Origin of the sequence: Methylomonas koyamae, from assembly GCF_001644025.1 — a bacterium.
Classification (GTDB): Bacteria; Pseudomonadota; Gammaproteobacteria; order Methylococcales; family Methylomonadaceae; genus Methylomonas; species Methylomonas koyamae_A.
Window position 1 is genome coordinate 1 of sequence record NZ_LUUK01000167.1, and the last position, 25,179, is coordinate 25,179.

Consider the following 25,179-nt stretch of genomic DNA (forward strand, 5'->3'; position numbering starts at 1 on the left):
ACTGTTAAGGCCAGCGACAGCTTGGTGGACATCGCCACCAAATTTCAGGATTCGCCGATGCGCAGTTTTCCGGTGTTCGAGAACGACTCGTTGGTCGGCATGATTAGCCGGGTGGATGTCCTTAGAGCCTTGCTGACGATTCGTTAACCCGATTCAGGCTTCCGGCCGCCGAAAACTTCGGTCGTCGGAGGCTAAGCCTTTTCCACGCTTTCCAGGCAGACGACCATCGTGTGACGGACGATGTAAAACGTCATGGACATCGGGTACAGCGCGTAATGGCGGGTAACCAACAAACCGACGATGACAAAGCCGATCACCGATCCGAAATTGAAGCGGGTGATTTTTTCCAAATATCGCAAATGTTCGATCGAGTCCAAATCAAAGCGTTCGGCACGGTTAATCAACGATAGCGTTACGAGGGTGGTCAGGGTCGCGAAATACACTGGAAAGAAGAAAAACATCGGCGCGTCGTCATTGAATTGCGGCTTCCAATAGGCGTACCAAACCAATAAGCCGGCACTCGCGAAACCGTCGTGCCACACAATGGTCGGCAATTTTTTCAAGTAGCCGGCCAGTAGCGCGACACCCATCAAGGTCAGACCGATCGCCAGCGCGACCGGAGTTTCCAATAAAGCCAAGTAAGGATTGCCGTTCTGCACCAAGAAGGCCAGGCCAACGCAGCAAAAAATAAAGCCTATCATCGTAATGAACTCGTCCGGTGGCCCGGCGTTTTCTAGCCCGACCTGAAAAAATTTATGATCCACGCATTTCTGCGCGTGGCGGAAACTCAAAATATTCGTTGATCGGTTGAACAACTCCAGTTGATTATTCAACGGGTCATGGGTTAGTTAGCAAAGACCGGCCGATTGTGCCAACCGACGATTTAACGCTGATAGAATAAACCCTTTGACGATGGCGGCGCGAGCGAATTACCTTTTGTATCATCGCCTCGAGCTTTTTGGTGGGCAACTCAGGTGTTGCGGCCAATGAGGTAGGCCGTCGGATTTATCGGAGTGTTCATGAGTTTTTTTGCGAAACAAACCATCGTTGCCCAACCGGGATTCAACCGTTGGCTGGTGCCGCCCGCCGCGCTTTCGGTACATTTGTGTATTGGCCAGGCCTACGCGTTCAGCGTGTTTAACGAGCCTTTGAGCCGTGCGGTCGGTATCGGCGCCGCGACACCGGAGGACTGGAAGCTGACGACGCTAGGTTGGATTTTCAGCTTGGCGATTGTGTTCTTAGGGTTGTCTGCGGCGGTGGGTGGCAAATGGTTGGAGAAAGTCGGGCCGCGTTTAACCATGTTCGTCGCCGCGTGCTGTTTCGGTGGCGGTTTCTGGGTTGCGGCCTTGGGTGTCCAATTGCACGAAATTGGCTTGCTGTATCTTGGCTACGGTGTGCTGGGGGGGATCGGTCTGGGCTTGGGTTACGTTTCACCGGTGTCGACCCTGATCAAATGGTTTCCGGATCGGCGTGGCATGGCGACCGGCATGGCAATCATGGGTTTCGGTGGCGGGGCCATGATAGGCGCGCCGTTGGCGGTTTGGTTGATGACGCATTTCAAGTCGGCGACTTCGGTGGGCGTGGCCGAGACGTTCATGACCATGGGGAGTTTGTATTTTCTGTCGATGACTATCGGCGCGTTGGCGATCCGAATTCCGCCGCCGGATTGGCGGCCGCCGGGTTGGACACCACCGACGGTACGCCACAAAATGATTACCGACAAACACGTACATATCGACCAAGCGCTGAAAACACCGCAGTTCTATTTGTTGTGGCTGGTGCTGTGTCTGAACGTGACCGCCGGCATCGGCGTGCTCGGGCAAGCGTCGGTGATGATACAAGAGATGTTCAAGGGCCGGGTGGATGCGGCGGCGGCGGCCGGCTTCGTTGGTTTGCTCAGCTTGTTTAACATGGTCGGACGGTTTTTTTGGTCGTCGGCATCCGATTACCTCGGGCGCAAGCAGACCTATTTCGTGTTCTTTGCGATCGGCGCCTTGCTGTACGGGACGGTACCGACATCGGGCGGCGCCGGTAATCTGCCGCTGTTCGTGGTGCTCTATGCCCTGATCATGAGCATGTATGGCGGCGGGTTCGCGACCATCCCCGCGTATCTGGCCGATATTTTCGGCACAATGTACGTCGGCGGCATACATGGCCGGTTGTTGACCGCTTGGTCCACCGCCGGTGTATTAGGGCCGGTGTTGGTAAATTATCTGCGCGAGTATCAAATCGGCCAAGGAGTGGCCAAAGGCGATGCTTATAACGTGACGATGTACATCATGGCGGGAATCTTGGTGTTGGGTTTTATCGCCAATCTGGCTATACGCCCGGTCCATGAAAAACATCATATGAAACACGACGAATTCGAAGAGCTGGATGGGGTGTATCCGGCCGACGATCATTGAGCAACCTGGAGCAGGCGTCATGATAGAGAACAAACAACGCGGTATATCCCGCCTATTGATCGCAATCGTATTTTGGCTGTATGTGTTGATTCCATTGAGTTGGGGAGTGTGGTCAACCTTACAAAAAGCGCTGGCTTTGTTCGCTTAGAGCCCGCAAGCTATTGCCTGGATTAGCGGCGATCAATGGGGGTTCGCCTGTGCGTGAGGTTGGTTGGCTCAAACGATTGCGTTTTCATGTCGGGCGATCGACTCCGTGATCGGCTAATTTTTGCCGATTTGGCCGCCTAGGTATTGATTGATCTGCTCGAGGTCCTGTTCGGCTAGGCTGCCGGCGGCTTCCTTTAGGCGAATGCCGTTGATCAAATAATCGTAACGGCTACGGGCGAAGTCGCTTTTGGCCTTGTAAAGATTGCGTTGCTCGGTCAGTACGTCGACCATTGTCCGGGTGCCGACTTCGAAACCGGCTTCGGCGGCTTCCACGGCGACTTCCGCGGATTTGCTGGTGGCTTCCAGTGCTTTGACCCGGCTGATGCTGGAGACCACGCCGCGAAAAGCATCCTTGACGTTGCGGTTGACGCTACGTTTGACTTTGACCAGGTCCTCTTTCGCGGATTCGTATTCGTGCGCGGCTTGGCGGGTGCGAGAAACCGTGCCGCCGCCTTCGAATAGGGGGAGGTTGAGTTGCAGGCCGAAGCTTTCGGTGTTACCCAAGGTGCCGTATAGACTGCCGCTGCTATCCTGTTCGGAGTACTGAGCGACAATGTCTATTGTCGGTAAATGTTTGGATTGCTGCAGATCGACGTTTTTCCGAATGTATTCGGCTTGGTTTATCTGGGCGACGATAGAAAAGTTGCTGTTCTCGGCGGCATTGGCCCAACTAGCCATGTCTTCCGGTGTCGGGGGGCTGAGCGGTAATTGCGGGGCGAGCGTTGTCAAATCGGCGGCGTTTTCGCCGATGATTTCGCGTAATGCTTCCTTGGTGTTGTCCAGCTGATTTTGCGCCTCGATCTCGCTGGCCGACGCCCTGTCGTAACCGGCTTGAGCTTCATAAACGTCAGTGATGGCGATGATGCCAACCTCGAAACGCTGTTTGGCTTGCTCCAGTTGTTTTTCAATGGCTTTTTTCTCGGCAGTGCTATATTCGAGATTGTCTTGGGCGGCTAGTATGTTGAAATAGGCTTCCGCCGTGCGGCGCATCAGAGCTTGCTGTTTGGCCTGAAATTGTGCCTCCGCCTGGGCGATACGGTTATCGGCTTGGTCGAGTTGTATCCAGTGGTCCCAGTGGAACACGGGTTGGCGCAAATTGAAAGTCAGTCTGCTGTCCAGATAATGCTGTAGCGGCGTATTCGGTAAAAAGCTTTCGATTTCCAGGCGCGTGCGATTACTGCCGGCGGTGAACGAGACATTCGGCAGCATTTGGGCGATACTTTGAGACTTTAGTTCCGCTGTCGTTAGCTTGTTGATATCCGAACTTCTGAATTCCGGGTCGTTTTGTAGCGCCAAGCGATAGGTTTCGAGCAAATCCTGCCCGTAGGCCGAATTTGTCGCCACGAAAGCCATCAATAGGGTACTCAACGGTTTTATCATTGCCATATCTCGCGGAAAGGGTAAAAATACTCGGGTATTATCGCTTAAAAGAACACTAAATGTTTAAGTTTGCCATAAGGTTAGGCAAACAATATAGAAACGTCAAAAACAATTCTTTAATTCATCAGAGTCTATATGAGCCAAAAAATCAGCAAAGCCGTCTTTCCGGTCGCCGGATTGGGAACTCGTTCGTTGCCCGCGACTAAGGCGGTTGCCAAGGAAATGCTGCCTATCGTCGATAAACCGTTGATTCAGTACGGCGTCGAAGAAGCGATTGCAGCCGGTATCGATACGATGGTGTTTGTGATCGGTCGCAATAAGGAATCCATAGCCAACCATTTCGATAAATCCTACGAATTGGAAAAAGAATTGGAAAAGAGCGGTAAAACCGAATTGCTGAACATGTTGCGCGGATTGCTGCCGTCGCATGTATCTTGCGTTTTCGTTCGTCAAGCCGAGGCTTTAGGTCTGGGACACGCGGTGCATTGCGCCAAACCGGTGGTCGGCAACGAACCGTTCGCGGTGATCTTGCCGGACGATCTGATCGAAGACGGTGAGCGGGGTTGTATGAAACAGATGGTCGAGTTGTTCGAGCGCGAGCAGAGCAGCGTACTCGGTGTGGAGCGGGTCGATCCCAAGGAAACTCATAAATACGGCATCGTCGAGCATAGCGAAACCGCGCCGCGCGTTGGTCGTTTGAGTTCCATCGTCGAGAAACCGAAACCTGAAGTGGCGCCGTCGAATATCGCGGTCGTCGGGCGGTATATTTTGACGCCAGCCATCTTCGACAAAATTGAAAATACCGGTCGCGGAGCCGGTGGCGAAATCCAATTGACCGACGCCATTGCATCGCTAATGAAGGACGAGCAAGTATTGTCTTACGAGTTCGAAGGAAATCGTTACGACTGCGGGTCTAAGTTCGGTTTTCTATTGGCGAATGTCGAATACGGTTTGCTGCATAAGGAAATCAATCGCGAATTTTCCGAGTATTTGCGCGACCGCGTCTCAAAGATCTAGTCTTGACTTAACAATGGTCGGCGCCGCCTTGGTGCCGACCAGTGATAATTAATTTGGCGCAAAAACCACGCAACCCTATTTATTATTTTTTTTCAACTTGCTCATACGCCGCAACAGCATTTTGGAATCCGGTTTTTGTTCTAACCCATTCCGTAATATTTCGACCGCCTCGTCAGTCCGTCCCGATCTTGCCGCCAAGTCACTGAGGGCCGCATAGGCTAGGGCAAGTTTCGGGTTCAGCTTGATTGCACTTTGGTACTCTTGGATCGCTTCTTTGATCTGACCACTCTCTTCGTAAACTTGTCCTTTCTCGTAATGAATCCTCGGGCGCCAAGCAAAGTTTTTAGATGAGTGCTCTTCGACGTACATAAAGCCACCGATAGAGTTCTTATAAAGTTGCCTCTTCTCCATAGGGTCGCGCTCTACGCGTGCCAACATTGCCGAAAACAAGCCTTCACAATAGTGATGTATGTGCATTATGTCCGGGCCTATACGCTTCGCCCAGAGTTGGTACTCTGCGGTGTCTTTTCCTTTTAGTCTCACCCAGCAAAACCTGGGTAATCTGGCGAAGTCGTAATCTGTCGTTGGCCAAGCGCTTTGCGCTTGCGGGCAGATTCCGAATAGCGCAATTATCAACAATAAGCTTCTTAACAGCATGATCGATTGACCTCACATTGTTGTAATACCCCATTAGACAGTTTTTGGAGCATTTTTTGAAATTGATTGTTTAGAGGAATACAAATCGCCAACCTGATTTTCTTGGAGCTCAGCGTTGCTTCCTGGGTGCCAACAAGCGACGATAAACCGTTTCGACCTGAGCAACATGGCTGCGTATCGAAAATCGCTGCAATGCGGATGTACGAGCTTGCTCGCCTAAACGGATGCCCAGTTGGCGGTCTGAGTAAACTCGATAAATCTGCTCGGCCAAACTCTCGGCATCGCCGGGCCTAAACAACAAGCCGGTTTTTTCGTGCTCTATCATTTCAGCGGCGCCGCCATGCGCCGGACCGATCAATGGTCGCCCCATCGCCAAAGCTTCTATAACCACGGTGCCTAGGGGTTCTGGACTAGTGGACGCCGAGACGATGACATCCAAACCGTTATAAACCGTTTCCATTTTATTGATATGGCCGGTAAACGACACTGTCGCGTTCAAGCCTTCGTCCGCGACTCTGCGCACCAGATCAGCCTCGTAACCTTTACAGTCGTCCGGCGTGCCGCCGACGATGAGCATTTTCAAATTTGGGATTCGACTTTGCAAGCGTTTTGCCGCATCCAAAAACAGGTGTTGTCCTTTCCATGGGATCAGCAAGCCGATCAAGCCCACGACAAATTGGTCGCTTTGAATGCCGTATTGACGGCGGAAGACAGCACCATCGGCATACGTATCCAGCTGATCCAGCGCAATGCCGTCGTATATCACGCTGATTTTTTCGGCCGGTATCTTAAGTTTATCGCGCATACTAGCGGCTACCCAATGCGATACCGACACAAAATGGTCTGGCAGCGAATATGCCAAACGCATCGATCTTGAGCCTTGCTGATCGCCGCGCACGTGGCAAACCGCCGGAATGTTTAACACTTTGGCCACCAGTAACGCGGCGCGGTTGCAGAGCGGTTCGTTATTGGCGTGTATCAAATCGGCCTTGAAACGCCAGGCTTGCCAAAGCAAAGCCAGAAAGAACGGCAAAAAATTGGCTATGTCGTCGGCTCTCGCGAGTAGTTGGTTGCTTAACACTCGCAATACCGGCTGGTTTTGGATCGCTTCGATATCGGAGATTCGTTGCCGCCAACCGACGATGTCGAACCGGCGGTCCGGAATATGTCGCCATAGGGTTTCGTCGGCTATTTCCCGATATGACGGCCCGTCTCTACCCGTGACTACCATCGCCGAGAATTCAGTTGTGTCTAGGTTTCTAACCAAATGGCGGAGGCAAATGATGGCCCCGCCGTAGCCGATACCGTTTTCGACAAAGACGATGCGTTTAGGAACTGGTGCGGACATTGGAATAGGGGCGATGGGTTAAATGAATTAGTGGCCGATCAACCGCTGTTTAACGGCACGTACCGCCGCTATGGCACCCGGCGTTAGCTGGCTGGCGATCAGATAAAGTAAGGCCGGAGCATTTGCTTTGCGCGTTAAACTACTCCGGAAGGCGGAGCGAGCGTCAGTTCGAGCGCCGTTGTTGAAGTACCAATACCCCAATGTCCAAAACGCCCGAGAGACTAAATCATCCGGGGATACGCCTTGAGCGCGCAGCTCCGGGCCAATTTGCCGTGCCAACGAGTCCATCACCCGAGTCAGATCAACCAGCATGCGTTCGCTGGCTTGAGTGGCGTTATTGCCATGCTGGCGGCGCAGCATTAAAGTGTCCGGCAGGCAACTGATCGGATGTTTTGCGGCGATTTTGGCCCAAAGCTCCAGGTCTTCGCCGAAGCGTATCGTCGGGTTAAACAGGCAGGCTTCGTAAAGCGCGGCTTTACTGACCAATACGGTACCGGTCGGAATAAAGTTTTTCGCGACCAAGGCCGCCAACGCGTTAGGCACTGGAGCGCCGGCCAATTGCGAAAATTTTTCGGAAAGCCCGTGTTTGTCCAGCACCGAAGCAGTGAGTAATCGATTGTCGGTGTCGATTTCCGCCATGTCGCCGGCGATTAGGCGTAGCGCTGGATGGGTCTGTAGCACCTGTAATTGTTTGGCGATTTTATCGGGTGTCCACTGATCGTCCGCGTCTAAAAACGCGATCCAATCGCCGTTGGCCAGTGAAATGCCTTGGTTGCGCGCGGCGGAGGGGCCTTGGTTGTCTTGACGGTGATAGACAATATCGCTGCCTAGATCGGCGATAACCGTTTCGGTATTGTCAACCGAGCCGTCGTCCACCACTATGATTTCGTCGACCTGATGGCTCTGGTTGCGTACACTGGCGATGGCGGCTCGAAGAAATGCGGCGTTATTATAAGCGGGAATGACCGCGCTAATTTTCATCGAATTAAACGGTGTCAACTGTCGCGGGTGCTGGTTGCGCACACGAACCAAGCCGGGAAGATTAAACCGCTTAGATAGGCGATCCACGCCAGCTTCGGGTGTCGGTAATACAATCGGTACAGAAACGCACCAACCTTACGATATTGACTTGCTTGACTCAAACCTTGCCAAGTTTCCCCGTTAAACCGATTGGTGATTTCATTTCGGTTGCCGTTTAGCCATTCCGCCAATTCCGGCGAAGCCAGAAACCGGACGTGGGGTAGCGTCGTGCAAATTCGACTTAACAGCCGCTGCAATCCGGCGATCGAGTCTCGGCACTGTGTATCGCTACGGGTGAAATTGTATTTGTGCGTGGAAATGGTCAGCGGTAAGGCCTGGCGATGCGCGGCTAAGGCTTCGGCGTAGGCGCTGTCGGGCGTATGTTTACCGTCGGTGGGTTCGAACATGACGTTTCGAACCAAATAGACTTGGTCGTATCGGTTGCGCTCGCCGCAGCGGATCAGGGTAGGGTCGGCAAAATATTTGCCGTTTCCATCGCGCCCGAGGCAACGATAACCGGCGGTTTGGATCGCCGTAATTCGCTGCTCGCTCCAACACGCTTCGATGGCGTCGCCCCAAAGATAACACGGTGCAACCGTCGTCAGCGTCGGTTGCCCGAACATTTCGATAAACAAACGGCCGGCTGTTTCGACGATGTCGCGCGCTTTATTTTCGGCTATCGGTGTCGTCGGCAACTGGCTGCCGTCGACATAGTGGCCTTGCAGCGGTGAATCCAGCGATTCCCAATCCCACCAGTCGGCATGGGCTCGAGCGTCGTTTAGGCGCGAGTCGCCATCGCCTAGCAGTTTGGCGAAAGCTTCACCGTTAAGATGTTCAAGGCCGTGTAGTTGCGGAACGAATGTACCTTGCGTCATGCCCGATCGCATCGCTTCAAAAATTTCCGGAAAGTCGGTATCCAGGCGTTTTCGGAAGTATCGGTTGTCGGCATCGTCTTGGATTTTGGCGACGTCGGGCACGGCTAACACCACGTCGGCGGTTAACACCGCACAACGCCCCCGAGAATCGCGCGTCGTGGCCAAGGAGCCCAGCAGATTTCTGAGTCTTTCAGCCTGATAATCTCCGCCAGGCCCCCAGTCGTCGCTTTCAATCAATACCGGCGTTTCGGCGAAGTAAGGTTCTCGCCAAGTGGCGATGAACAATGGCTTTTTCCAGAACCAAAGCACGGTCAACGCGGTTAACCATAGGCATAAAAAAAACAAAATCACGATTAACATTGTTCGATAATACTCAGTTGAACGGATCTGGCGGAGTGGCGAATATACATCGTAGCAGAGAATCCGCTGGGAGAAGCAAGCGACAGTTCGACACCGTGAATTTTATCGCGACGCGGTATCGAATCGACAATCGCATGTCACATGCCTATTCTAAAATGTATCCAGCCCGGTCGCGGGGCTTGCTGAGCTGTCATAAAACCAAAGTTGAGGAAGCGAATGTTGATTTTCGGGGCTTTGCCCATTCAGTGGCGGTATCCGGTCGCGGGTGTCGTTTTGGTGACCTTGGTCTGTGTCGGCGCTTTTTTTTCGACTTGGGCATCCATTGTCGAGATTTGGTCGCGATCCGAGACCTTTACTCACGGTTTTTTGGTGGCGCCGATCAGCATTTGGTTGATCTGGTCCAGACGCCACTGTTACCGAAATCTGCAACCCGAGAGTGCCTGGCTGGGCTTGCTAGTGACGGCTATAGGCGGGTTCGTTTGGTTGGTGGCGAAATTGGTTCACGTGCTGGTTTTGGAGCAATGGGCTGTCGTAACGATTCTGATCGGCGGTTATTGGGCGCTATTGGGTGGATCGGTTATTAAAAAAATGCTGTTTCCCATCCTGTTTCTTTACTTGATGGTGCCTTTCGGGGAAGCGTTCATACCGTGGATGATGGAATATACGGCGTCATTTGTGGTGTGGATGATACGCCTCACAGGCATGAGCGTTTACCGTGACGGCATGTTTTTTATGCTGACTTCCGGGAGCTGGTCGGTAGTGGAGGGATGTAGTGGCTTACGCTACTTAATCGCTTCGTTGACCTTGGGTCTTGTCTACGCGTATTTGAATTTCCGTAACTTACGAAAACGAACCCTATTCATTATCGCATCGTTTTTAACGCCGATTCTGGCGAACGGTTTGCGTGCTTACATGATCGTGATGATTGGTCATTTTAGTGGCATGAAATTGGCTGTGGGTGTCGATCATATTATTTACGGTTGGTTGTTTTTCGGGCTGATCATGCTATTGCTGTTTTATGCCGGTTCGTTTTGGGCCGATCAAGAAACAATCGTCGATACATCGTCCGAGCAAAGTATGCCTGAACCGATGACGAGGTATCAGGGGTTGTTGCCGATGATAGCCGTCGTCGTGATAGGTCTTATTGCTTGGCCTATCGTCTTTCGGAGTTTGGCCGCTCGGCAGGCGGTAGCGGCTGCCATACCTGACCAAATAGTCACGCTCCGAGGAAGTGGGGGGGCTGTTCAATCGCCGCCCGATTGGGGATGGCGGCCAACTTTCAATGGCGTCATGGCGGAGGTAAAAAACGCGGTTGACGATCCATCTGGAACAGTGGCGATGTATTTTGCGAATTTCGGTGACGAATCGCAGGGCGGAGAATTGGTGAACTCCCAAAATTTTCTGGTGCCGCAAAAGCATAAAGTCTGGCGTATGGCTTCCGAAAGAGCGGTACAGGTAGATTGGCCTGATGGAACGTCGGGCGAAGTCGTCGAGTCGCTGTTGAAAAGCGAGGCCCGAAACTTGCTTGTGTATCGATGGTATCGTGTCGGCAACTTCAATACTGCGAGCGATTATCGGGCGAAATGGTGGCAATTGCTAAAACGATTAACTGGCGATGCCGATCCGGAAATGTTGATCGTATTGTATACCGAAGTGATCGGTGACGATCTGGTCGAAGGCCGGGCGAGATTGCAACGAGTTTTGGCGGTTTGTTGTCAATGAACCGAGGATGCTCTCTAGCGGTGAATTATCCGCTTCACGCGAAAATGCGTCCGCTTGCGATGCCCACCCACAGGTTGACGCCCGATGCGAGCATGATGCTAGACTACCCCCATTGTTTTTTATTTCGATGCAAGGAAACCAAACTATGACACCGGTAATACTCTCAGGCGGTTCTGGAACGCGACTGTGGCCACTTTCGCGCGGTCAATATCCCAAGCAATTCTTACCGTTGGTCTCGGGTTATACGATGATTCAGGAAACGGTATTGCGGCTGGATGGTTTAGCTGGATTAAAAGCGCCGATCGCCGTATGTAACGAGGATCATCGTTTCATGATGGCCGAGCAATTGCGCGAAATCGGCGTCAGGCCAGCCGCGATTATTCTGGAGCCGGTCGGCAAAAATACCGCGCCGGCCGTGGCAATGGCCGCGTTGAGTGCCGCCGAGGACGACGTGTTGTTGGTACTGCCCGCCGACCACGTCGTTGCCGACCGAGCTGCATTCCACCATGCGGTGCTGGAGGCTCGTGCATTGGCGGAACAGGATTTGTTGGTGACCTTCGGAATTGTCGCGACCGAACCCGAAACGGGGTACGGCTATATCAAGCGCGGTTCGCTACGCTATGGCCCCGCTTACAAAGTCGATGCCTTTGTCGAGAAGCCCGATGCGCAAACCGCTCAGCGTTATCTGGAAAGCGGCGAATTCTTTTGGAACAGCGGTATGTTTGCGTTTAAAGCCGGTGTTTTTCTGCGCGAGCTGGAGCGCTTCAATCCGGAAATGTTGGCGGTTTGCCGCGCTTCGCTGCAAGCCGCCAAACCCGACTTGGATTTTGTACGTTTGGACAAACAGACATTCTCGACCTGTCCGTCGGATTCTATCGATTATGCAGTCATGGAAAAAACCGATAAGGCGGCGGTGATACCGTTGGATGCCGGCTGGAATGACGTTGGCTCTTGGTCCGCGCTGTGGGACGTGACCGATAAGGACGGTTCCGGCAATGCGATCAAAGGCGACGTGTTGACCGTCGATACCCGTAATTCCTTTGTGCATTCCAGCAACAAGTTGGTTGCGGTGATTGGCGTTGACGACCTGATTGTCGTAGAAACCGACGACGCGGTCATGATCGCGGCAAAGGATCGAGTGCAAGATGTGAAGGAAGTCGTTGAACAATTGAAGACATTGAAGCGTAGCGAAGCCAACGTTCATCGTAAAGTCTATCGTCCCTGGGGGCACTATGACTTGGTCGATTGCGGCGATCGGCATCAGACCAAGCGCATTGTCGTCAAACCAGGCGCGAAACTGTCGGTACAAAAGCACCATCATCGCGCCGAACATTGGGTGGTTGTTAAAGGAACAGCCTGGGTCGACAAGAATGGCGAAAAAATTCTAGTTTCGGAAAACGAATCCATTTACATCCCATTGGGTGTGATTCATAGCCTGGAGAACCCTGGCGTCATCCCGCTAGAAATGGTCGAAGTCCAGTCTGGCAGTTATTTGGGCGAGGATGACATCGTGCGCTACGAAGACCAGTACGGACGCATTTGACCGCGCGGGACGCACGCCGTTGCGTCCTTGTTATTCCGCAACGACTCGGGAGGCTTAGGCCTCCCGTTTTTTGAAAAATCCGCTCGATAAGTATGCTTCGAGTACATTCGACGATCATGCCACCCTGTAGACCTTATTCCCCTTGGAGTTGTCCTTGTCGCTACAAACCGTCAACGATTTGTTGAGAAAGCATAAGCTGGTCGAAGGTATGTTGAGCAATCAAACCATGCCTAGACGCAAGCTCGTTACCGCTTTGGTGCAGAAACAGCACATGGTGGAACTGCGTAGCGTGCTCGACAAATTGTCCGCGGTTGAAATCGGGCATATTTTGCAGTCCATAGATTTGGACGACGCCCGCTTGGTATGGGAACAAGTGGAAGACGCTCGTCAGGACGACGTACTCTGGGAGTTGTCGGATGCGTTGCGGGAAGCCTTGGTCGGCGATCGGGAGCCGCACTGCGGCGTCGGCCAAATGAGCGCCTTTGAATTGGTCGACGGACGTTTGTCGAAAGTCGCGATTACCTGTCGTCACGACTTGTTGGCGATTCAGCCGATCTGGGTCGATCTGTTGGCGCCGAGCAAGGCTCAACGCGCATTGATCGGCCAGCACTACGGCTTGGACCTGCCGGATCCGCTGGACTTGACCGACTTGGAGGCCAGTGCGCGCTTTTATGTCGAGGACCAACACGAGATTCACATTCACTCGGATTTTTTGTTGGATCGGGAGGGTAAATCGCGTAGCGTGCCGGTTGCCTTTATTTTGCGCGGTGAGATGTTGTTTTCGGTACGCAGCGAGGAGTTGCCGGTTTTTCGTTTGCAACGTTTACGTGCCAGAACCCAACCCGGCTTCGTATCGGACTGTAAGGATATGCTGCTGGATTTATATGGGGCGGAAGCGGAATATTCGGCCGATGCCTTGGAAAACGTCTATGCGCAGCTGGAAAATGTCAGCAAGCAGGTATTGAGTCAAAATATCAGCGATGAGGAGGCTGCGGCTATATTGGCCGACATTGCCGAGGAAGAGGATTTGAACGGCCGGATTCGCCGTAATATGCTCGATACGCAGCGCGCGGTGTCGTTCCTGATTCGCCGCAAATTGTTGAACACCACGCAACTGGATGACGCCCAGCAAATCTTGCGTGATATCGAATCGTTAAACAGTCATACCGCGTTTTTGTTCGATAAGATCAATTTTTTGATGGATGCGACGGTTGGTTTTATCAACATTAACCAAAACAAGGTCATCAAAATTTTCTCGGTTGCGTCTGTCGCGATGTTGCCGCCAACGCTGATCGCCAGCATATACGGTATGAATTTCGATAACATGCCGGAGTTGAAATGGGCGTTGGGGTATCCGTTCGCGCTGGTATTGATGACGATTTCGGTGGTAGCGCCTTTTGTTTTTTTTAAACGGAAGGGTTGGTTGAGATAATGTCGTCTCCAAACCGGGAGGCATTATGCTGCTGCGACAATATGCCACATTTTCAATCAGTATTGACTCGATTAATCTAACGCTAACTTTTTTGTTCGGTTAACAGTTAAAGTTGCGTTATATTTCTTCCTAATGCTTTGAGGCGGTAACTTTAGAGTTAGCGCCTTTTTTTTGCATTTCGCGTCAAACCAGCGAATGGCATTTTACGAGTTTGATCGTATTATCGTCTCGTTTGAGAATTTCCATGACATGCCCGTAGAGCTTGATGCTGGTTCCTGGCTCGGGAATGGTTTCCATGTATTCGATGATTAAGCCGTTTAAGGTTCTGGGGCCTTCGGTGGGTAATTGCCAATTGGTGAGCCGGTTGAGCTCGCGAACTGTCGTACCCGCATCGACCAAAAAGCTGCCGTCTTTTTGAACTTTGATGTCGGCTTCTTCGGCGATCAACTCTCCGAGGATTTCTTGCAGCAAATCGTCTAGCGTGACCAATCCCAATACGTCGCCGTATTCGTCGACAACTAGGCCGATCCGCAGTTTCTCGGATTTAAATATCTGCATTTGCTTCGAAATGGGCGTGCCGGCCGGTATGAAAAAAGGTTTGGCGAGGCTATTGACGATTTTTTGTTTATCGAAATCTGGTTGGCTAACTTGTGCCAACACGGTACGCAGATGCAAAAAGCCGATCACCCGGTCGATATGTTTTTTGTAGACCGGCATCCGGGTGTGAGGGCTTTTTTGCAGCTGGGCAATGATGTCCTCGAGTGGCTCCTCAATATCGATACCGACCACGTCATTGCGGTGCGTCATAATGTCGGCGACGCTGGCCGATTCCAGATCCAAGATACTGAGTAGCATGTTTTGATAGCGGGTCGGCATCGAATGATTAGCATCGGAGACGATGTTTTTTAACTCTTCCTTATCTCGCGTCACCAAGTCGGCTTTGCTACTGTTGACGCCGAATATTCGTAGCAACAGCCTGGATAGTAAATTTAGAGTCCAAACCGCTGGATATAGTAGTTTCACTAGAGGGATGAAAAACCAAGCGGAGAAAAATGCCAGTCTTTCAGGTCTGAAAGTCGCCAGGGTTTTGGGAATACTGACCGAAAAAATCAGTATCAAACCGGTTAGCACCGCCACTGCCGGTAAAATCAATGGTTCCCCCCCCAAACGCAGCGCGATGACGGTGGTCAGTGAAGCAGTGAGCACAATTCCCAGGTGATAACCAAGGGCAATTAGCCCGTTCAGGCGCTCCGGTCGCTTTAACAGTGTCTGAGCCTTGACCGCGCCCTTGTGCTTTTTTTTCGCTAGATGTTGCAGGCGGTAACGGTTTAGCGTCATCAGCGCGGTTTCCGAACCGGAGAAAAACGCGGAAATCAACAACAGTGCGGCCAGTATACCGAAGAGTATACTAAGGGAAATATCGTTCAAGGCAACGGTGCTCTTGGCAGTGGAACATCGGCTTAGTTTGTCTACTGGAGAGTTTTTGTCAAGCCTAAACGTCCTCCCAACGGAGTGGAATGACGTATGCTTCATTCAAACCACTTCAACAATTTATTGCAATAAATTGAAAAGCTAGCATTTTGACAATGTAGGGTTTCGGTGCTTAACTTAAAGCCCATTCCTACCCTAAATCGTACCGTCAGGCTATTCCAGAGAAACGAAGCATGGCTTTGCCAGAAATTTTACTCATTGACGACAACCCTGTTCGGGTCCAGCAAGTGGAAACCGTACTCAAGTTCTTGGAATATCGGGTATACACCCTTACAGTGAAGGAGTTCGAAACCGCATCGGACCGATGCCGAGAGGCGGACGTGGTGTTTGTTGGCGGCTCCAACGATAAATTGGCGATTCTGCTTAAGTCGGTCGCTGATGCCGCGAGTGGAGCGCCAATTGTGGTGTTGGTCGAGGCAGGAGGCCAGCAGCAGGCGTTAGCGACCCCTGTTCATCAATTGGTCACCAAGATTCTGGAATGGCCCACGGTCTATCCCGAGTTGATTCAACTGCTCGATAGTTTTCAGCCTGCCGAGTCGCCGAAAAAGTCGCGTTCCGATAAGGGCTTGGCCGGCGTTAGCCGGGCGATCGCCCGGACGCGCGAACTGATCGATCAAGTGGCCAAATCCGATGCCACCGTACTGATTTTGGGCGAGTCGGGCACCGGTAAGGAGGTGGTTGCTCAAGCCTTGCATCGCGGCTCTTCCCGTCGGGACAAACCCTTTGTACCGGTCAATTGCGGCGCTATCCCCGGCGAGTTGCTCGAAAGCGAGCTGTTCGGTCATGAGAAAGGTGCGTTTACCGGTGCATTGACCGCTCGGCAAGGCCGATTCGAACTGGCCGAGGGCGGAACCTTGTTTCTCGATGAGATAGGCGATATGCCGATGCCCATGCAGGTCAAGCTATTGAGAGTATTGCAGGAACGCACTTTCGAGCGCGTCGGCAGTAATAAAACGATACATTGCGACGTCCGCATCGTAGCGGCAACTCACCGTCAACTGGAGCAGGAGATTGCCGAAAAACGGTTTAGAGAGGATTTGTTTTATCGCTTGAACGTATTCCCTATCGAAGTTCCGGCCTTGCGCGAACGCACCGAGGACATTCCTTATCTGGTAAGCGATCTAATTAGCCGTATGGAAGCGCAGAATCGCGGTTCCGTCAGATTGAGTCCTCGCGCGGTCGCGGTCTTATCTCAACACCATTGGCCGGGCAACGTCAGGGAATTGTCGAATTTGATCGAACGGCTGGCCATCATTAAGCCCGATGCGTTGGTCGATACCGGCGATTTGCCGGAAAAGTTTCAAGCTTACGAAATACCCGATCATCTTCCGGCGACTTTGCCGGACCAGGAAATTCACGTATACCGCCCAGCCGAGCATCAGGGTTTGGGTGCGGCAGTACCTGGTGGCGTCGGGGCGATACACTTGCCCGAACAAGGTATCGATTTAAAAGAATATCTGACTGAACTGGAGAACGAATTGATCCGCCAGGCGCTGGAAGAGTGTAACGGCGTCGTAGCTCACGCCGCCAAATTGCTGAATATGCGTCGAACGACATTGGTCGAGAAATTGCGTAAAGTGGATACGGCATAAGCGCCGATGACATCTTCAGCTCGCTGTTGTCCAGTGCAGTCTCGATATTATTGCGGTTTCATACGCGTTTTGCGTGCCGCAGCCCCGGTCGCGCCGCGATTTGGCCGGTGGCAATCATGCCTCGGTCGCTAAACCAACAGATTTTTGTCGCGGCACTGTTAGGGCTCGCGATTGGCTTGGGTTTCGGCGCAACCGGGCCGGATGCGCCTGGCGTGAAAGTCGGTTTGTATCTGGCTGGATTAGTCGGCAATGTATTTGTCGATTTGTTGAAAATGGTATTGGTCCCGCTGGTGTTCGCTTCGATCGCGGTCGGTGTCGCCAATCTCCGTCAGCATAGCCAGTTGCAACGGGTGTGGGTCGCAACATTATGTTTTTTTGTGTTCTCGATGGCGTTGGCGATCGCGCTGGGTTTGGCGGCCGCGCATCTGTTTCAGCCGGGTGCCGGTCAGTCGGGGACTTGGTTTCGCGACGCCACCGCCGGATTCGCCGCCAAGCAAATGACGCCGCTCGAATTCGCCGCCAGTTTCCTGCACGGCTTGTTCATGAATCCGTTCGCCGCGTTGGCGCAAGCCAATATATTAGCAATCGTGGTATTTGCGTTATTACTCGGAATCGCATTGGTGGTCGGCGGAGAGCGCTACCGGAACATATTATTGCTGCTTCGTGAAACACTGGAGTTAATGCTGCGCTTGGTCGGATGGATCATGCGTCTGGCGCCACTGGGCATCATGGCCTTGTTGATTCAGTTGGTCGCCACGCAAAATGCCGCCGTATTAGCAACCTTGGCCAAGTTTGTCGCGGTCGTGATCGGGACTACGCTGCTGCACGGCTTTGTGGTGTTGCCGCTGCTTTTGTATGGGGCGACCGGCATGGCGCCGTTGACCTTTTTTAACGGCGCGCGCGAAGCGTTGCTAACCGCGTTTGCGACCAGTTCCAGCTCGGCAACGATGCCGGTGACGCTACGCTGCGTCGAGCAGCACTTGCATGTGGATGCCGAAATCGCGGGATTCGTCGTGCCGTTGGGAGCGACTATGAATATGGACGGTACCGCGCTCTACGAAGCGGCGGCAGCCTTGTTCGTCGCCAATCTGGCCGGTATCGAGCTCGATTTGACGCAGCAATTGATCGTGTGTTTCACGACGATGCTGGCGGCCATGGGAGCGCCGGGCATACCCAGCGCGGGAATGGTGACGATGGTGATGGTATTGCAATCGGTGGGCTTGCCGGCGGAAGCGATAGCCATCTTGTTGCCGGTGGACAGGTTGCTCGATACGGTGCGCACCATGGTCAACGTCGAAGGCGATATGATCGGAAGCTTGGTTGTGCAGAGGTGGGTCGGCCGCCCCGGCTAATTCTCCACACAAGCTGTCAGTGCGAGTCTTAATCAATCGAGAATTTTTCCTATGGTCGATCGGGAGCGGGCCGAAGATAATAGCCGATTAATTCCGATGACCGCCTCGATGAGTTTAAGAAATCAGATCATTTCACGGATACTGCTGTCCTCGCTTTGCATCTTGCTGATCGGCGGCGCGATTGCGATTTGGCAGGCGCGGCAGGCCGTTAAGAAAGAGGTTGACGCCTCGATCAATATGGCGGTTCAGTTGATATCGCTGGGTTTGGATGCGCCGGTCGAAGATCTGTCGCGGTTCAGCGCATTACAACAAACCAGGCATCTGAGCATTCAGTTGCTAAAGCCGGACGGCCAATTGGTACATTTTTCCGGAGCGGGCCAACCGAGTCATCCCGAAGACATGCCGCCCGCATGGTTCGTGACCTGGGTGCGAAGCGATTATCCGAAGGTCGAACATCAGCTGCACACCAGGGACGGCAAACCGATGACCTTGGTCATTCAAGCCCAGCCGTTGGACGAGATTACCGAGGTGTGGGAGGAGAGTGTCGGTTTTTTCGCATCCCTGTCGCTACTGACTTTGCTGAGTTTTTTAGCGGTCAATTTGGTGTTGAGTAAATCGCTGAAAGCGATTGCCTCGATTGTGGAAGCCTTGCGTATCATCGAAACCGGCCAATATCGCTACCAATTGCCGCAATTTTCGACGATGGAGTTCGACAGTATCGCCAATGCCATCAATCATATGACCGTCGAATTGGAAAAGAGTCGTCAGGAAAATCGAGCATTGACGCAACACTCGTTAGCCATACAGGAAGAAGAGCGTCAACGGCTGTCGCAAGAATTACACGATGAACTGGGGCAGTCGTTAACCGCGATCAAGGTCATGGCGGTGACGGCGGCTCACCAGCGCGCGGATACGGCCAAGATTACCTCGGCCATCAGCGATATTTGCGATCACTTGATGACCGTCGTCCGTTCGATGATGCAGCAACTCCATCCCTTGGTTCTGACTGAGCTGGGTTTGAAAGCCACGTTGGAGGACTTGGTAAATCATTGGTCGGAGCGTAACCCCGATTTGAACCTAACCATCGATTGCGGCGATGAGGTCGACAGTTTGGACAAGGCGGTCACCATTCAGATTTTCCGGGTGATACAAGAGTGCCTGACCAATGTCGTGCGGCATGCTCAGGCTGGACGGGTTGCGATCGTTTTGCGTAAACTCAATCGGCCAGCCTTGTTGCAATTGCGCGTCGAAGACGACGGTCGAGGCTGCGATTTGACGACCGTCAATCGGGGGTTTGGATTGCGCGGCATCAAGGAGCGGATCAAGTCGCTTGACGGCGAGCTGGATATCCGGTCCGCACCCGATAGCGGGATGACCATACAAGCTAGGATACCTTTGGCATGAAACGCGCTGTCGGTATTTTGTTGGTGGACGATCACGCGGTAGTCAGAGCCGGATTTCGGATGTTGTTGTCGGCCAGTCCCGGCATTGAGGTGATCGGCGAAGCCGAACGGGGTGAACAAGCGATACAGTTATACCAAGAGGTAAAGCCGGACGTGTTGGTCATGGATTTGTCGATGCCGGGCATTGGCGGTCTGGAAACGATTCGTCGCATCGTACAGCGTGACGCCGACGCGAAAATACTGGTATTCAGCGTCCACCAAGAGCAAGTCTACGTCAGTCGGGCCTTGGATGCCGGGGCCTTGGGGTATATCACCAAGAACAGCGCCCCTGGCATTTTAGCGGAAGCGATAGCCGCGGTCCTGCAAGGCGTCACTTACGTGGAGCGCGGCTTGATGAAGTCCTCCGGCGAGCACTTGTCCGGCAATCATCAGACGATTATTGCCGATTTTTCGCCTAGGGAATTTGACGTCTTCAGTTTACTTGCGCAAGGTTTGACCGTCCATAAAATTGCCGACCAACTGTGTTTGGGCCATAAAACGGTGGCTAATTACGCCACGCAGATCAAAAAGAAACTGCAAGTCGCGACGACGACCGAACTGGCGCACATTGCCGTCAATTTGGGGCTGATGCAGCGTTAATTTTACTCAATCGATCAATTCGTCCAAATCGCTGCCCAATTCCAGCATCTCGTGCAAGCGCGATTGAACGAAATCCACTGATAAACTCAAACCTTCGGCGACCGTTAGTGGAAAGGCTTTAATAATCTGGTCGGAGGATTGATTGGCTTCGAGAGCATTTGCGGTAAAACGACCTAAAAAGACCGCGCATGCCAAGCGATTTGGCGTTCCTGATGCCAACGGATCGGCCGATTGTTCGACGGCCTGGGTTAAGTCGTCGGGAAATTTCCAGCGGCGGCAGAGTTCCGCGGACGCAGTCGGCGTCACGAACCCCAGCCGGCGCAGCTCGATATCGGAACGCGAATTGCCGGCTTTGACGTGTTGATCGATCTCGTTAGCCTCGCTGGGTAGTCCTAAATGGATCAGCACGTTACCAAGGTCGGCTATCAAACCGGCCGTGTAGGCAATATCGGTTTGCAAGCCAGCTTGCGTGGCAAGCCAGCCGGCATGCGTAGCCGTTCGAAAGCTTGTTCGCCAAAATAGCTTGAGATCGAAATTGGCCAGCTTCGGAAACGAACCGACAAATCCGGAGGCAATGACCAAGGTTTTTAGTTGATTGGTGCCAAGCATCGTGACCGCTTCTTCTATCGAACCTACTTTTCGGGATAGGCCGAAGTGGGCGGAATTGACCAGCCGTAATACCTTTAACGTAATGACTTGTTCTTTTTCCACATCCTTGACGATTTGCGGCATGTGGAAATTAGGATCGTTGAGTTGTTTGACAATAGTTCGGACGACTTCGGGAATTTGCGGAAGTTGGTGGATTTGATCGAATAGTTGGTTAATTGACGCTGGCATGGTTGCTCTCTTGTCCCTAAAAAACCGCAAGCCCGGATGGCGTGGAGAGTCCAACGCTACCTAGATGCGGAGTATGCGACGATCATCCGCGGCATTCGGCCATGGATGATTTTAAGTTCAACAAAAACGAATTTCTGTTTTTACAACGGAGCAAAGACACCGCTCACGATGTTTGGGCTCCGTGGTAAAAAGTATAGACGTCATTTGGCGACGCGATAACGGGGCGTAGCCTACCTAGGCTAGGTAGGCTGATTCGCTAGCCTAAGTTCTAAAGCTACCAACGGTCGTGCGAAGTTGATTGGCGAGTTCCAGCAATTCCCGGCAAGCGTCGGCGGTGTTTTTCGCGCCAATCGAGGTTTCTTCGGACACGTGGCTGATGTTGCTGATATTCCGATTGATTTCCTCGGCCACCGCGGTTTGTTCTTCGGCGGCACTGGCAATCTGGTTGTTCATGTCATTGATCGTATCGATGCGCTGGCTGATCGAGGTGATCGATTCGCCGGCCGATGCCGCTTGATCCACGCTCGAAGCGGCACGTTTGCGGCCGTTCTCCATTACCGAGACGGCTTGTTTGGCGCGCCCTTGTAAACGTTCGATGGTTTGCTGAATTTCCAAGGTCGAATTTTGAGTCCGGCTGGCCAGCGTTCGGACTTCATCGGCGACGACCGCGAAACCGCGGCCCTGTTCACCGGCCCGAGCCGCTTCGATGGCGGCGTTTAAAGCCAGCAAATTGGTCTGCTCGGCAATTCCTTGGATCACGCCAAGCACCTCGCCGATACTGTTGCTGTCGTTTTCCAATTCGTGAATCACATTCGCGGCATTTTCAACTTCGCTGGCCAAGCTGTTAATACCGTTGACCGCGTCCTTGACGATGTTTTTGCCGGTCGAGGCTTCTTTATCGGCAATTTCGGCGGCCTCGGACGCTCGGACCGCGTTTTTAGCGACATCCTGAACCGTCGAGGTCATCTGCTTCATCGCGTTGGCGACCAGTGTGGTCTCGTGCAATTGCCTTTCGACGCCGCTTTGTGTCGTATTGGTGATGGTCGCCAATTTGTGCGAGGCGCTGGCCAGTTTTTCGCTAGTCGCGCTGATTTCATCGACGGTTTTGGCAATTTTACGGACAAAGGAATTAAAGCTATGAGCGACCCAGGCGAACTCCGATTTACCGGAGGCATCCAGTCTAGCCCGCAAGTCGCCGTCGCCGCTGCATATGTCCTGCAGCTTGAGCGCCAACGCGGTTAGCGGACCGATGATGATTCTGCTCATCATAAAGTAGCCGGTGAAGCCGATGATAAATAGCGTGGCAATTAAAAACCCGATGGCGTAATAGGTATCGGATTTTAACTGGGCCAATGCCACCGAGAACGGCGTAATGATTTCGAAGGCTCCGTGCAAATCGCCGGCATGCCGATTCTCCATCGTATAGCCGAGCAGGTCTTGGCCTTTGTCGTTACGCCAAAGCGACTGCGAGTTCTGCGGATCCCCGTGGCACAGTTCGCATTGTTTGGCCAATTTAACTGGCCGCAGATAGCGGATTTCCTGCTTGTCTTCATCGATGTAACTGTATTCGCTGGCGCTCGGATTATTCCGAAAATAATCCAATGCGGTGCGTTCGATTTCGTCGGCGGCGTTACGCGGGTTACGCGGATTGTTAGCGGGCGCCTTGAAACGGAAGCCGTATTCCTTGGCCTTGGTTTCTATGACATCCCAGGCGTTCGCGGTTGGCACGGTCGCTAGCACCAACTCTCTGGATTTCGCCAAGCCGAATTTATCGATGAGTTGATTGAGCTGTTCGGGAGAATAGACGCCGGTCTCCCATTTCTTGACGACATTGTCGCGAATCGACTCCGACAAAACCAATAACTGACGTGACGACTCGATCTCCCGATCGATCATCTTTTGCTTGCCGACATTGGCGTAGACAATCAGTATTAGGATGCCGACACCAGTGAGTACCGACATCGTAATCGCTACTACTTTCACACCTACGGAATGCCAGTTCATCATCAACATTCGAATCTCCAGAAATGCTTTGTATAGTTATTATTCGCTCTTGCGGCCGCGCGCCGTAAGGATAGGCGCCGTGAGTATAGCCTACAATTTAACGTCAACTAGCTGGAAAACTTTATTAGTTGTGCGGAAAATTCCAACGCCCTCTTTTCGCTACGCAGGATGTAATGCCTAAAAGTTTAGCGAAGTATCGAATACTCCATTCACTCTTACGGATCCGAGGCCATCGCGGCCGCCTATTTCAACCCGTTTTGGTGGGTTTCGCGTAATGAGAGTGCCGCACGTGCCAACGATCAATATATCGAATTTGCGAACCAGTCCGCGTTGTGAATTGGCCTATCGCTAGGCGACTTCGGCAACTTTTCCAAGCGCAATGGCTATCAATTCAATAAGGTCCTGAGTTTGCGCTAGCACATCCGCAATTGGCGCTTTCGACCGGAGTTTATTCTATGTCGATCAACCCGTTACGCGAATAGGGATGTGATGTCGCTGACAGTGTTCGGATTTGGTCGTGACGTCTTAGCGTACGGTGCGATCACCAAGCGATCGAACGGTGCTGGACTGTTTTAACGGTCTTTACCTAACGGAGGTTGCGCCGAACCGGTCTCGTGAATGACAACGGGCTGACCGACGCTAAGCAAGCCCGTCCGGTCGTGCAAGGCATTTTGACCGAAATAGACTTTGTTGTTCCATTTGCGTAGTCGATTTAACGTCGTTAAAGGCTCCTTACCGGGACGTGCGGTTTCCGGATCGATCGTCGGAATCGCGCAGCGCGAGCAGGGTTTGGGCAGGCGGAACACGATATCGTTGATGGAGATCCGGCGCCAAGTATCCTCGGCATAACTGTCGCATTCAGCGACCACCAGATTTGGCCTAAACCGGTTCATATCCAAGGGTAATTGCATTGCCATGTTCAATGCATTCAGCGAGTTTTCCGAGACCAGTAAAAATGGGAAGCCGTCGGAAAAACCGGTCTGATCGGTATCGAAGGCATAGTCTGGATCGACTTTGCGGACGTCGACGTCGGCCTGCCGGACCAAACGGCAATCGCGGTCCAGAAATCGACTCAACCACTCATCCGCCGCGGAGCCGCAGCCTATCCCGATGCAACGATCGTCCCAAACCGTGACTTCGATCGCTTCGCCGGCGACTTCGAGTAACGGTAGGCGCAAATCCGCTTGACCGGACGCTGACAGGATTAGCGCATCGCTCTCGATACGGGTTTTGATCAACGCCATTTTCGGCAGTCGCCGTTGGCTGAGAAATTGCCGGTCGGTATCGACCAACATCCATTTACGGTCGTATTGTAAGCCGCGCTGGTCGACCGGCCAGACGTTTACCTGAAAACCGGCCAGCGATTTGACAGGGTAAACGTGTATTTGACTAAGAACGGGCATAGATGCAATTAGCTGAAGTGCAAATCGGTTTGGGTGTGCAGCAGGTGTTCGGCCAGCTCGGCGTGGCGGCCGTCGAATTTTAGGCCGTAACGCTGCTTTTTATGATCGCAGTGTACCACCGTGGCGACGACGTCAAAGCGTTGGCCGTCCGGGAACATCAGGTACAGGCTAACCTTGCTTTTGCGGTTCAGTTTGTCGTTGCTGATGACCGCCGCGCCGCGGCTGCTGATGTCGTAGAGTACCACATGAAACAAGCGCGGAAATAACAGGCTATGCACCTTGATCGCCGCCCGCAGGTCGGTTCGCCGGTAACGTACAGCCATGCGCTGGTTCGGCTGATCGGTGTCCAGGTTGATCTCCCGGTCCCAATCGTCGTGATCGTGCAATGGGAAGTCTGACTCGGACATGGCACAGGCGCTGGTTTAGAAGGTGGCTAAGTATTGACGGGAAGCCTTGGAAATTCAATAGCGCCCGCTGGATTATTGCTGACGC

At 52.8% G+C, this 25,179-nt stretch carries 22 protein-coding genes; 11 read left to right on the plus strand and 11 right to left on the minus strand.

What is annotated here, in order from left to right; all coding sequences use genetic code 11:
• On the plus strand, positions 1-147 hold a 147-nt coding region (locus tag A1355_RS26405; protein WP_157197864.1), incomplete at its 5' end, for a CBS domain-containing protein.
• 44 nt (positions 148-191) lie between these two features.
• Here A1355_RS26405 and A1355_RS12350 read toward each other — a convergent pair.
• Entirely contained in the window at positions 192-764 is a 573-nt protein-coding gene (locus A1355_RS12350) for a hypothetical protein (protein ID WP_157197865.1), read from the minus strand.
• 255 nt (positions 765-1,019) lie between these two features.
• Here A1355_RS12350 and A1355_RS12355 point away from each other — a divergent pair, with 255 nt between their 5' ends.
• Positions 1,020-2,405, plus strand: coding sequence for an OFA family MFS transporter (locus A1355_RS12355; protein WP_064028519.1), 1,386 nt, complete (start codon positions 1,020-1,022; stop codon positions 2,403-2,405).
• 19 nt (positions 2,406-2,424) lie between these two features.
• Positions 2,425-2,553 (plus strand): MFS transporter small subunit, encoded by a 129-nt coding sequence (locus tag A1355_RS26410; RefSeq protein ID WP_269454756.1) that lies wholly within the window; start codon positions 2,425-2,427, stop codon positions 2,551-2,553.
• A 113-nt stretch (positions 2,554-2,666) separates the two neighbouring features.
• On the opposite strand, the gene A1355_RS12360 is transcribed toward A1355_RS26410, so the two are convergent.
• Entirely contained in the window at positions 2,667-3,992 is a 1,326-nt protein-coding gene (locus A1355_RS12360; protein ID WP_064028521.1) for a TolC family outer membrane protein, read from the minus strand.
• 135 nt (positions 3,993-4,127) lie between these two features.
• Here A1355_RS12360 and galU point away from each other — a divergent pair, with 135 nt between their 5' ends.
• Complete coding sequence (gene galU / locus A1355_RS12365; RefSeq protein ID WP_064028524.1) at positions 4,128-5,009, plus strand: UTP--glucose-1-phosphate uridylyltransferase GalU; 882 nt, start codon at positions 4,128-4,130, stop codon at positions 5,007-5,009.
• 75 nt (positions 5,010-5,084) lie between these two features.
• Here the strand turns inward: galU and A1355_RS12370 are convergent, their stop codons facing one another.
• From A1355_RS12370 to A1355_RS12385, 4 genes are all read right to left on the minus strand, one after another.
• Positions 5,085-5,666: a tetratricopeptide repeat protein gene (locus A1355_RS12370; RefSeq protein WP_064028526.1), complete on the minus strand. Its 582-nt coding sequence runs from the start codon at positions 5,664-5,666 to the stop codon at positions 5,085-5,087.
• A 109-nt stretch (positions 5,667-5,775) separates the two neighbouring features.
• Positions 5,776-7,014: a glycosyltransferase family 4 protein gene (locus tag A1355_RS12375; RefSeq protein ID WP_064028528.1), complete on the minus strand. Its 1,239-nt coding sequence runs from the start codon at positions 7,012-7,014 to the stop codon at positions 5,776-5,778.
• Positions 7,015-7,041: 27 nt separating this feature from the next.
• Positions 7,042-7,995 (minus strand): glycosyltransferase family 2 protein, encoded by a 954-nt coding sequence (locus A1355_RS12380; RefSeq protein WP_064028530.1) that lies wholly within the window; start codon positions 7,993-7,995, stop codon positions 7,042-7,044.
• A gap of 14 nt (positions 7,996-8,009) precedes the next feature.
• Positions 8,010-9,269, minus strand: a complete 1,260-nt coding sequence (locus A1355_RS12385) for a hypothetical protein (RefSeq protein ID WP_064028532.1) — start codon at positions 9,267-9,269, stop codon at positions 8,010-8,012.
• 216 nt (positions 9,270-9,485) lie between these two features.
• Between A1355_RS12385 and xrtA the strand changes: the two genes are divergently transcribed.
• The 3 genes from xrtA to corA all read left to right on the plus strand — a co-directional run bounded on the left by xrtA (position 9,486) and on the right by corA (position 13,966).
• A complete protein-coding gene (xrtA, locus tag A1355_RS12390) occupies positions 9,486-10,991 on the plus strand; it encodes an exosortase A (protein ID WP_064028534.1) in 1,506 nt (501 codons plus the stop codon).
• Between the two features lie 145 nt (positions 10,992-11,136).
• Positions 11,137-12,534 (plus strand): mannose-1-phosphate guanylyltransferase/mannose-6-phosphate isomerase, encoded by a 1,398-nt coding sequence (locus tag A1355_RS12395; protein ID WP_064028536.1) that lies wholly within the window; start codon positions 11,137-11,139, stop codon positions 12,532-12,534.
• Positions 12,535-12,688: 154 nt separating this feature from the next.
• Positions 12,689-13,966: a magnesium/cobalt transporter CorA gene (gene corA / locus A1355_RS12400; protein WP_064028556.1), complete on the plus strand. Its 1,278-nt coding sequence runs from the start codon at positions 12,689-12,691 to the stop codon at positions 13,964-13,966.
• A 183-nt stretch (positions 13,967-14,149) separates the two neighbouring features.
• On the opposite strand, the gene A1355_RS12405 is transcribed toward corA, so the two are convergent.
• On the minus strand, positions 14,150-15,394 hold the full coding sequence (locus A1355_RS12405; RefSeq protein WP_064028538.1) for an HlyC/CorC family transporter: 1,245 nt from the start codon (positions 15,392-15,394) through the stop codon (positions 14,150-14,152).
• 236 nt (positions 15,395-15,630) lie between these two features.
• Between A1355_RS12405 and A1355_RS12410 the strand changes: the two genes are divergently transcribed.
• From A1355_RS12410 to A1355_RS12425, 4 genes are all read left to right on the plus strand, one after another.
• Positions 15,631-17,049: a sigma-54 dependent transcriptional regulator gene (locus A1355_RS12410; protein ID WP_064028539.1), complete on the plus strand. Its 1,419-nt coding sequence runs from the start codon at positions 15,631-15,633 to the stop codon at positions 17,047-17,049.
• Positions 17,050-17,165: 116 nt separating this feature from the next.
• Positions 17,166-18,401, plus strand: coding sequence for a dicarboxylate/amino acid:cation symporter (locus tag A1355_RS12415; RefSeq protein ID WP_064028541.1), 1,236 nt, complete (start codon positions 17,166-17,168; stop codon positions 18,399-18,401).
• 108 nt (positions 18,402-18,509) lie between these two features.
• Complete coding sequence (locus A1355_RS12420) at positions 18,510-19,805, plus strand: sensor histidine kinase (protein ID WP_064028557.1); 1,296 nt, start codon at positions 18,510-18,512, stop codon at positions 19,803-19,805.
• Entirely contained in the window at positions 19,802-20,443 is a 642-nt protein-coding gene (locus A1355_RS12425; protein ID WP_064028542.1) for a response regulator transcription factor, read from the plus strand. Before A1355_RS12420 ends, A1355_RS12425 begins: the two co-directional genes overlap by 4 nt.
• Positions 20,444-20,449: 6 nt before the next feature.
• Here A1355_RS12425 and A1355_RS12430 read toward each other — a convergent pair whose 3' ends face one another.
• The 4 genes from A1355_RS12430 to A1355_RS12445 form a co-directional block, all read right to left on the minus strand.
• The gene (locus A1355_RS12430) at positions 20,450-21,280 is read right to left on the minus strand and encodes an HDOD domain-containing protein (protein WP_064028544.1); all 831 of its coding nucleotides are present in this window, start codon (positions 21,278-21,280) and stop codon (positions 20,450-20,452) included.
• Positions 21,281-21,541: 261 nt separating this feature from the next.
• Positions 21,542-23,293 (minus strand): methyl-accepting chemotaxis protein, encoded by a 1,752-nt coding sequence (locus tag A1355_RS12435; RefSeq protein WP_064028545.1) that lies wholly within the window; start codon positions 23,291-23,293, stop codon positions 21,542-21,544.
• A gap of 563 nt (positions 23,294-23,856) precedes the next feature.
• Complete coding sequence (locus tag A1355_RS12440) at positions 23,857-24,687, minus strand: MOSC domain-containing protein (protein WP_064028547.1); 831 nt, start codon at positions 24,685-24,687, stop codon at positions 23,857-23,859.
• A gap of 8 nt (positions 24,688-24,695) precedes the next feature.
• Entirely contained in the window at positions 24,696-25,094 is a 399-nt protein-coding gene (locus tag A1355_RS12445; protein ID WP_082885517.1) for a PilZ domain-containing protein, read from the minus strand.
• Between the last annotated feature and the right edge of the window lie 85 nt (positions 25,095-25,179).

Bases quoted from the DNA above. Each gene is read 5' to 3' on its own strand.
- A1355_RS12410 (WP_064028539.1), top strand. From the start codon at position 15,631: ATGGCTTTGCCAGAAATTTTACTCATTGACGACAACCCTGTTCGGGTC.
- A1355_RS12355 (WP_064028519.1), top strand. From the start codon at position 1,020: ATGAGTTTTTTTGCGAAACAAACCATCGTTGCCCAACCGGGATTCAAC.
- A1355_RS12425 (WP_064028542.1), top strand. From the start codon at position 19,802: ATGAAACGCGCTGTCGGTATTTTGTTGGTGGACGATCACGCGGTAGTC.
- A1355_RS12420 (WP_064028557.1), top strand. From the start codon at position 18,510: ATGAGTTTAAGAAATCAGATCATTTCACGGATACTGCTGTCCTCGCTT.
- A1355_RS12445 (WP_082885517.1), bottom strand. From the start codon at position 25,094: ATGTCCGAGTCAGACTTCCCATTGCACGATCACGACGATTGGGACCGG.
- A1355_RS12435 (WP_064028545.1), bottom strand. From the start codon at position 23,293: ATGTTGATGATGAACTGGCATTCCGTAGGTGTGAAAGTAGTAGCGATT.
- A1355_RS12360 (WP_064028521.1), bottom strand. From the start codon at position 3,992: ATGATAAAACCGTTGAGTACCCTATTGATGGCTTTCGTGGCGACAAAT.
- A1355_RS12380 (WP_064028530.1), bottom strand. From the start codon at position 7,995: ATGAAAATTAGCGCGGTCATTCCCGCTTATAATAACGCCGCATTTCTT.
- A1355_RS12385 (WP_064028532.1), bottom strand. From the start codon at position 9,269: ATGTTAATCGTGATTTTGTTTTTTTTATGCCTATGGTTAACCGCGTTG.
- A1355_RS12440 (WP_064028547.1), bottom strand. From the start codon at position 24,687: ATGCCCGTTCTTAGTCAAATACACGTTTACCCTGTCAAATCGCTGGCC.
- A1355_RS12370 (WP_064028526.1), bottom strand. From the start codon at position 5,666: ATGCTGTTAAGAAGCTTATTGTTGATAATTGCGCTATTCGGAATCTGC.
- A1355_RS26410 (WP_269454756.1), top strand. From the start codon at position 2,425: ATGATAGAGAACAAACAACGCGGTATATCCCGCCTATTGATCGCAATC.
- xrtA (WP_064028534.1), top strand. From the start codon at position 9,486: ATGTTGATTTTCGGGGCTTTGCCCATTCAGTGGCGGTATCCGGTCGCG.
- A1355_RS12375 (WP_064028528.1), bottom strand. From the start codon at position 7,014: ATGTCCGCACCAGTTCCTAAACGCATCGTCTTTGTCGAAAACGGTATC.
- galU (WP_064028524.1), top strand. From the start codon at position 4,128: ATGAGCCAAAAAATCAGCAAAGCCGTCTTTCCGGTCGCCGGATTGGGA.
- A1355_RS12415 (WP_064028541.1), top strand. From the start codon at position 17,166: ATGCCTCGGTCGCTAAACCAACAGATTTTTGTCGCGGCACTGTTAGGG.
- A1355_RS12430 (WP_064028544.1), bottom strand. From the start codon at position 21,280: ATGCCAGCGTCAATTAACCAACTATTCGATCAAATCCACCAACTTCCG.
- A1355_RS12395 (WP_064028536.1), top strand. From the start codon at position 11,137: ATGACACCGGTAATACTCTCAGGCGGTTCTGGAACGCGACTGTGGCCA.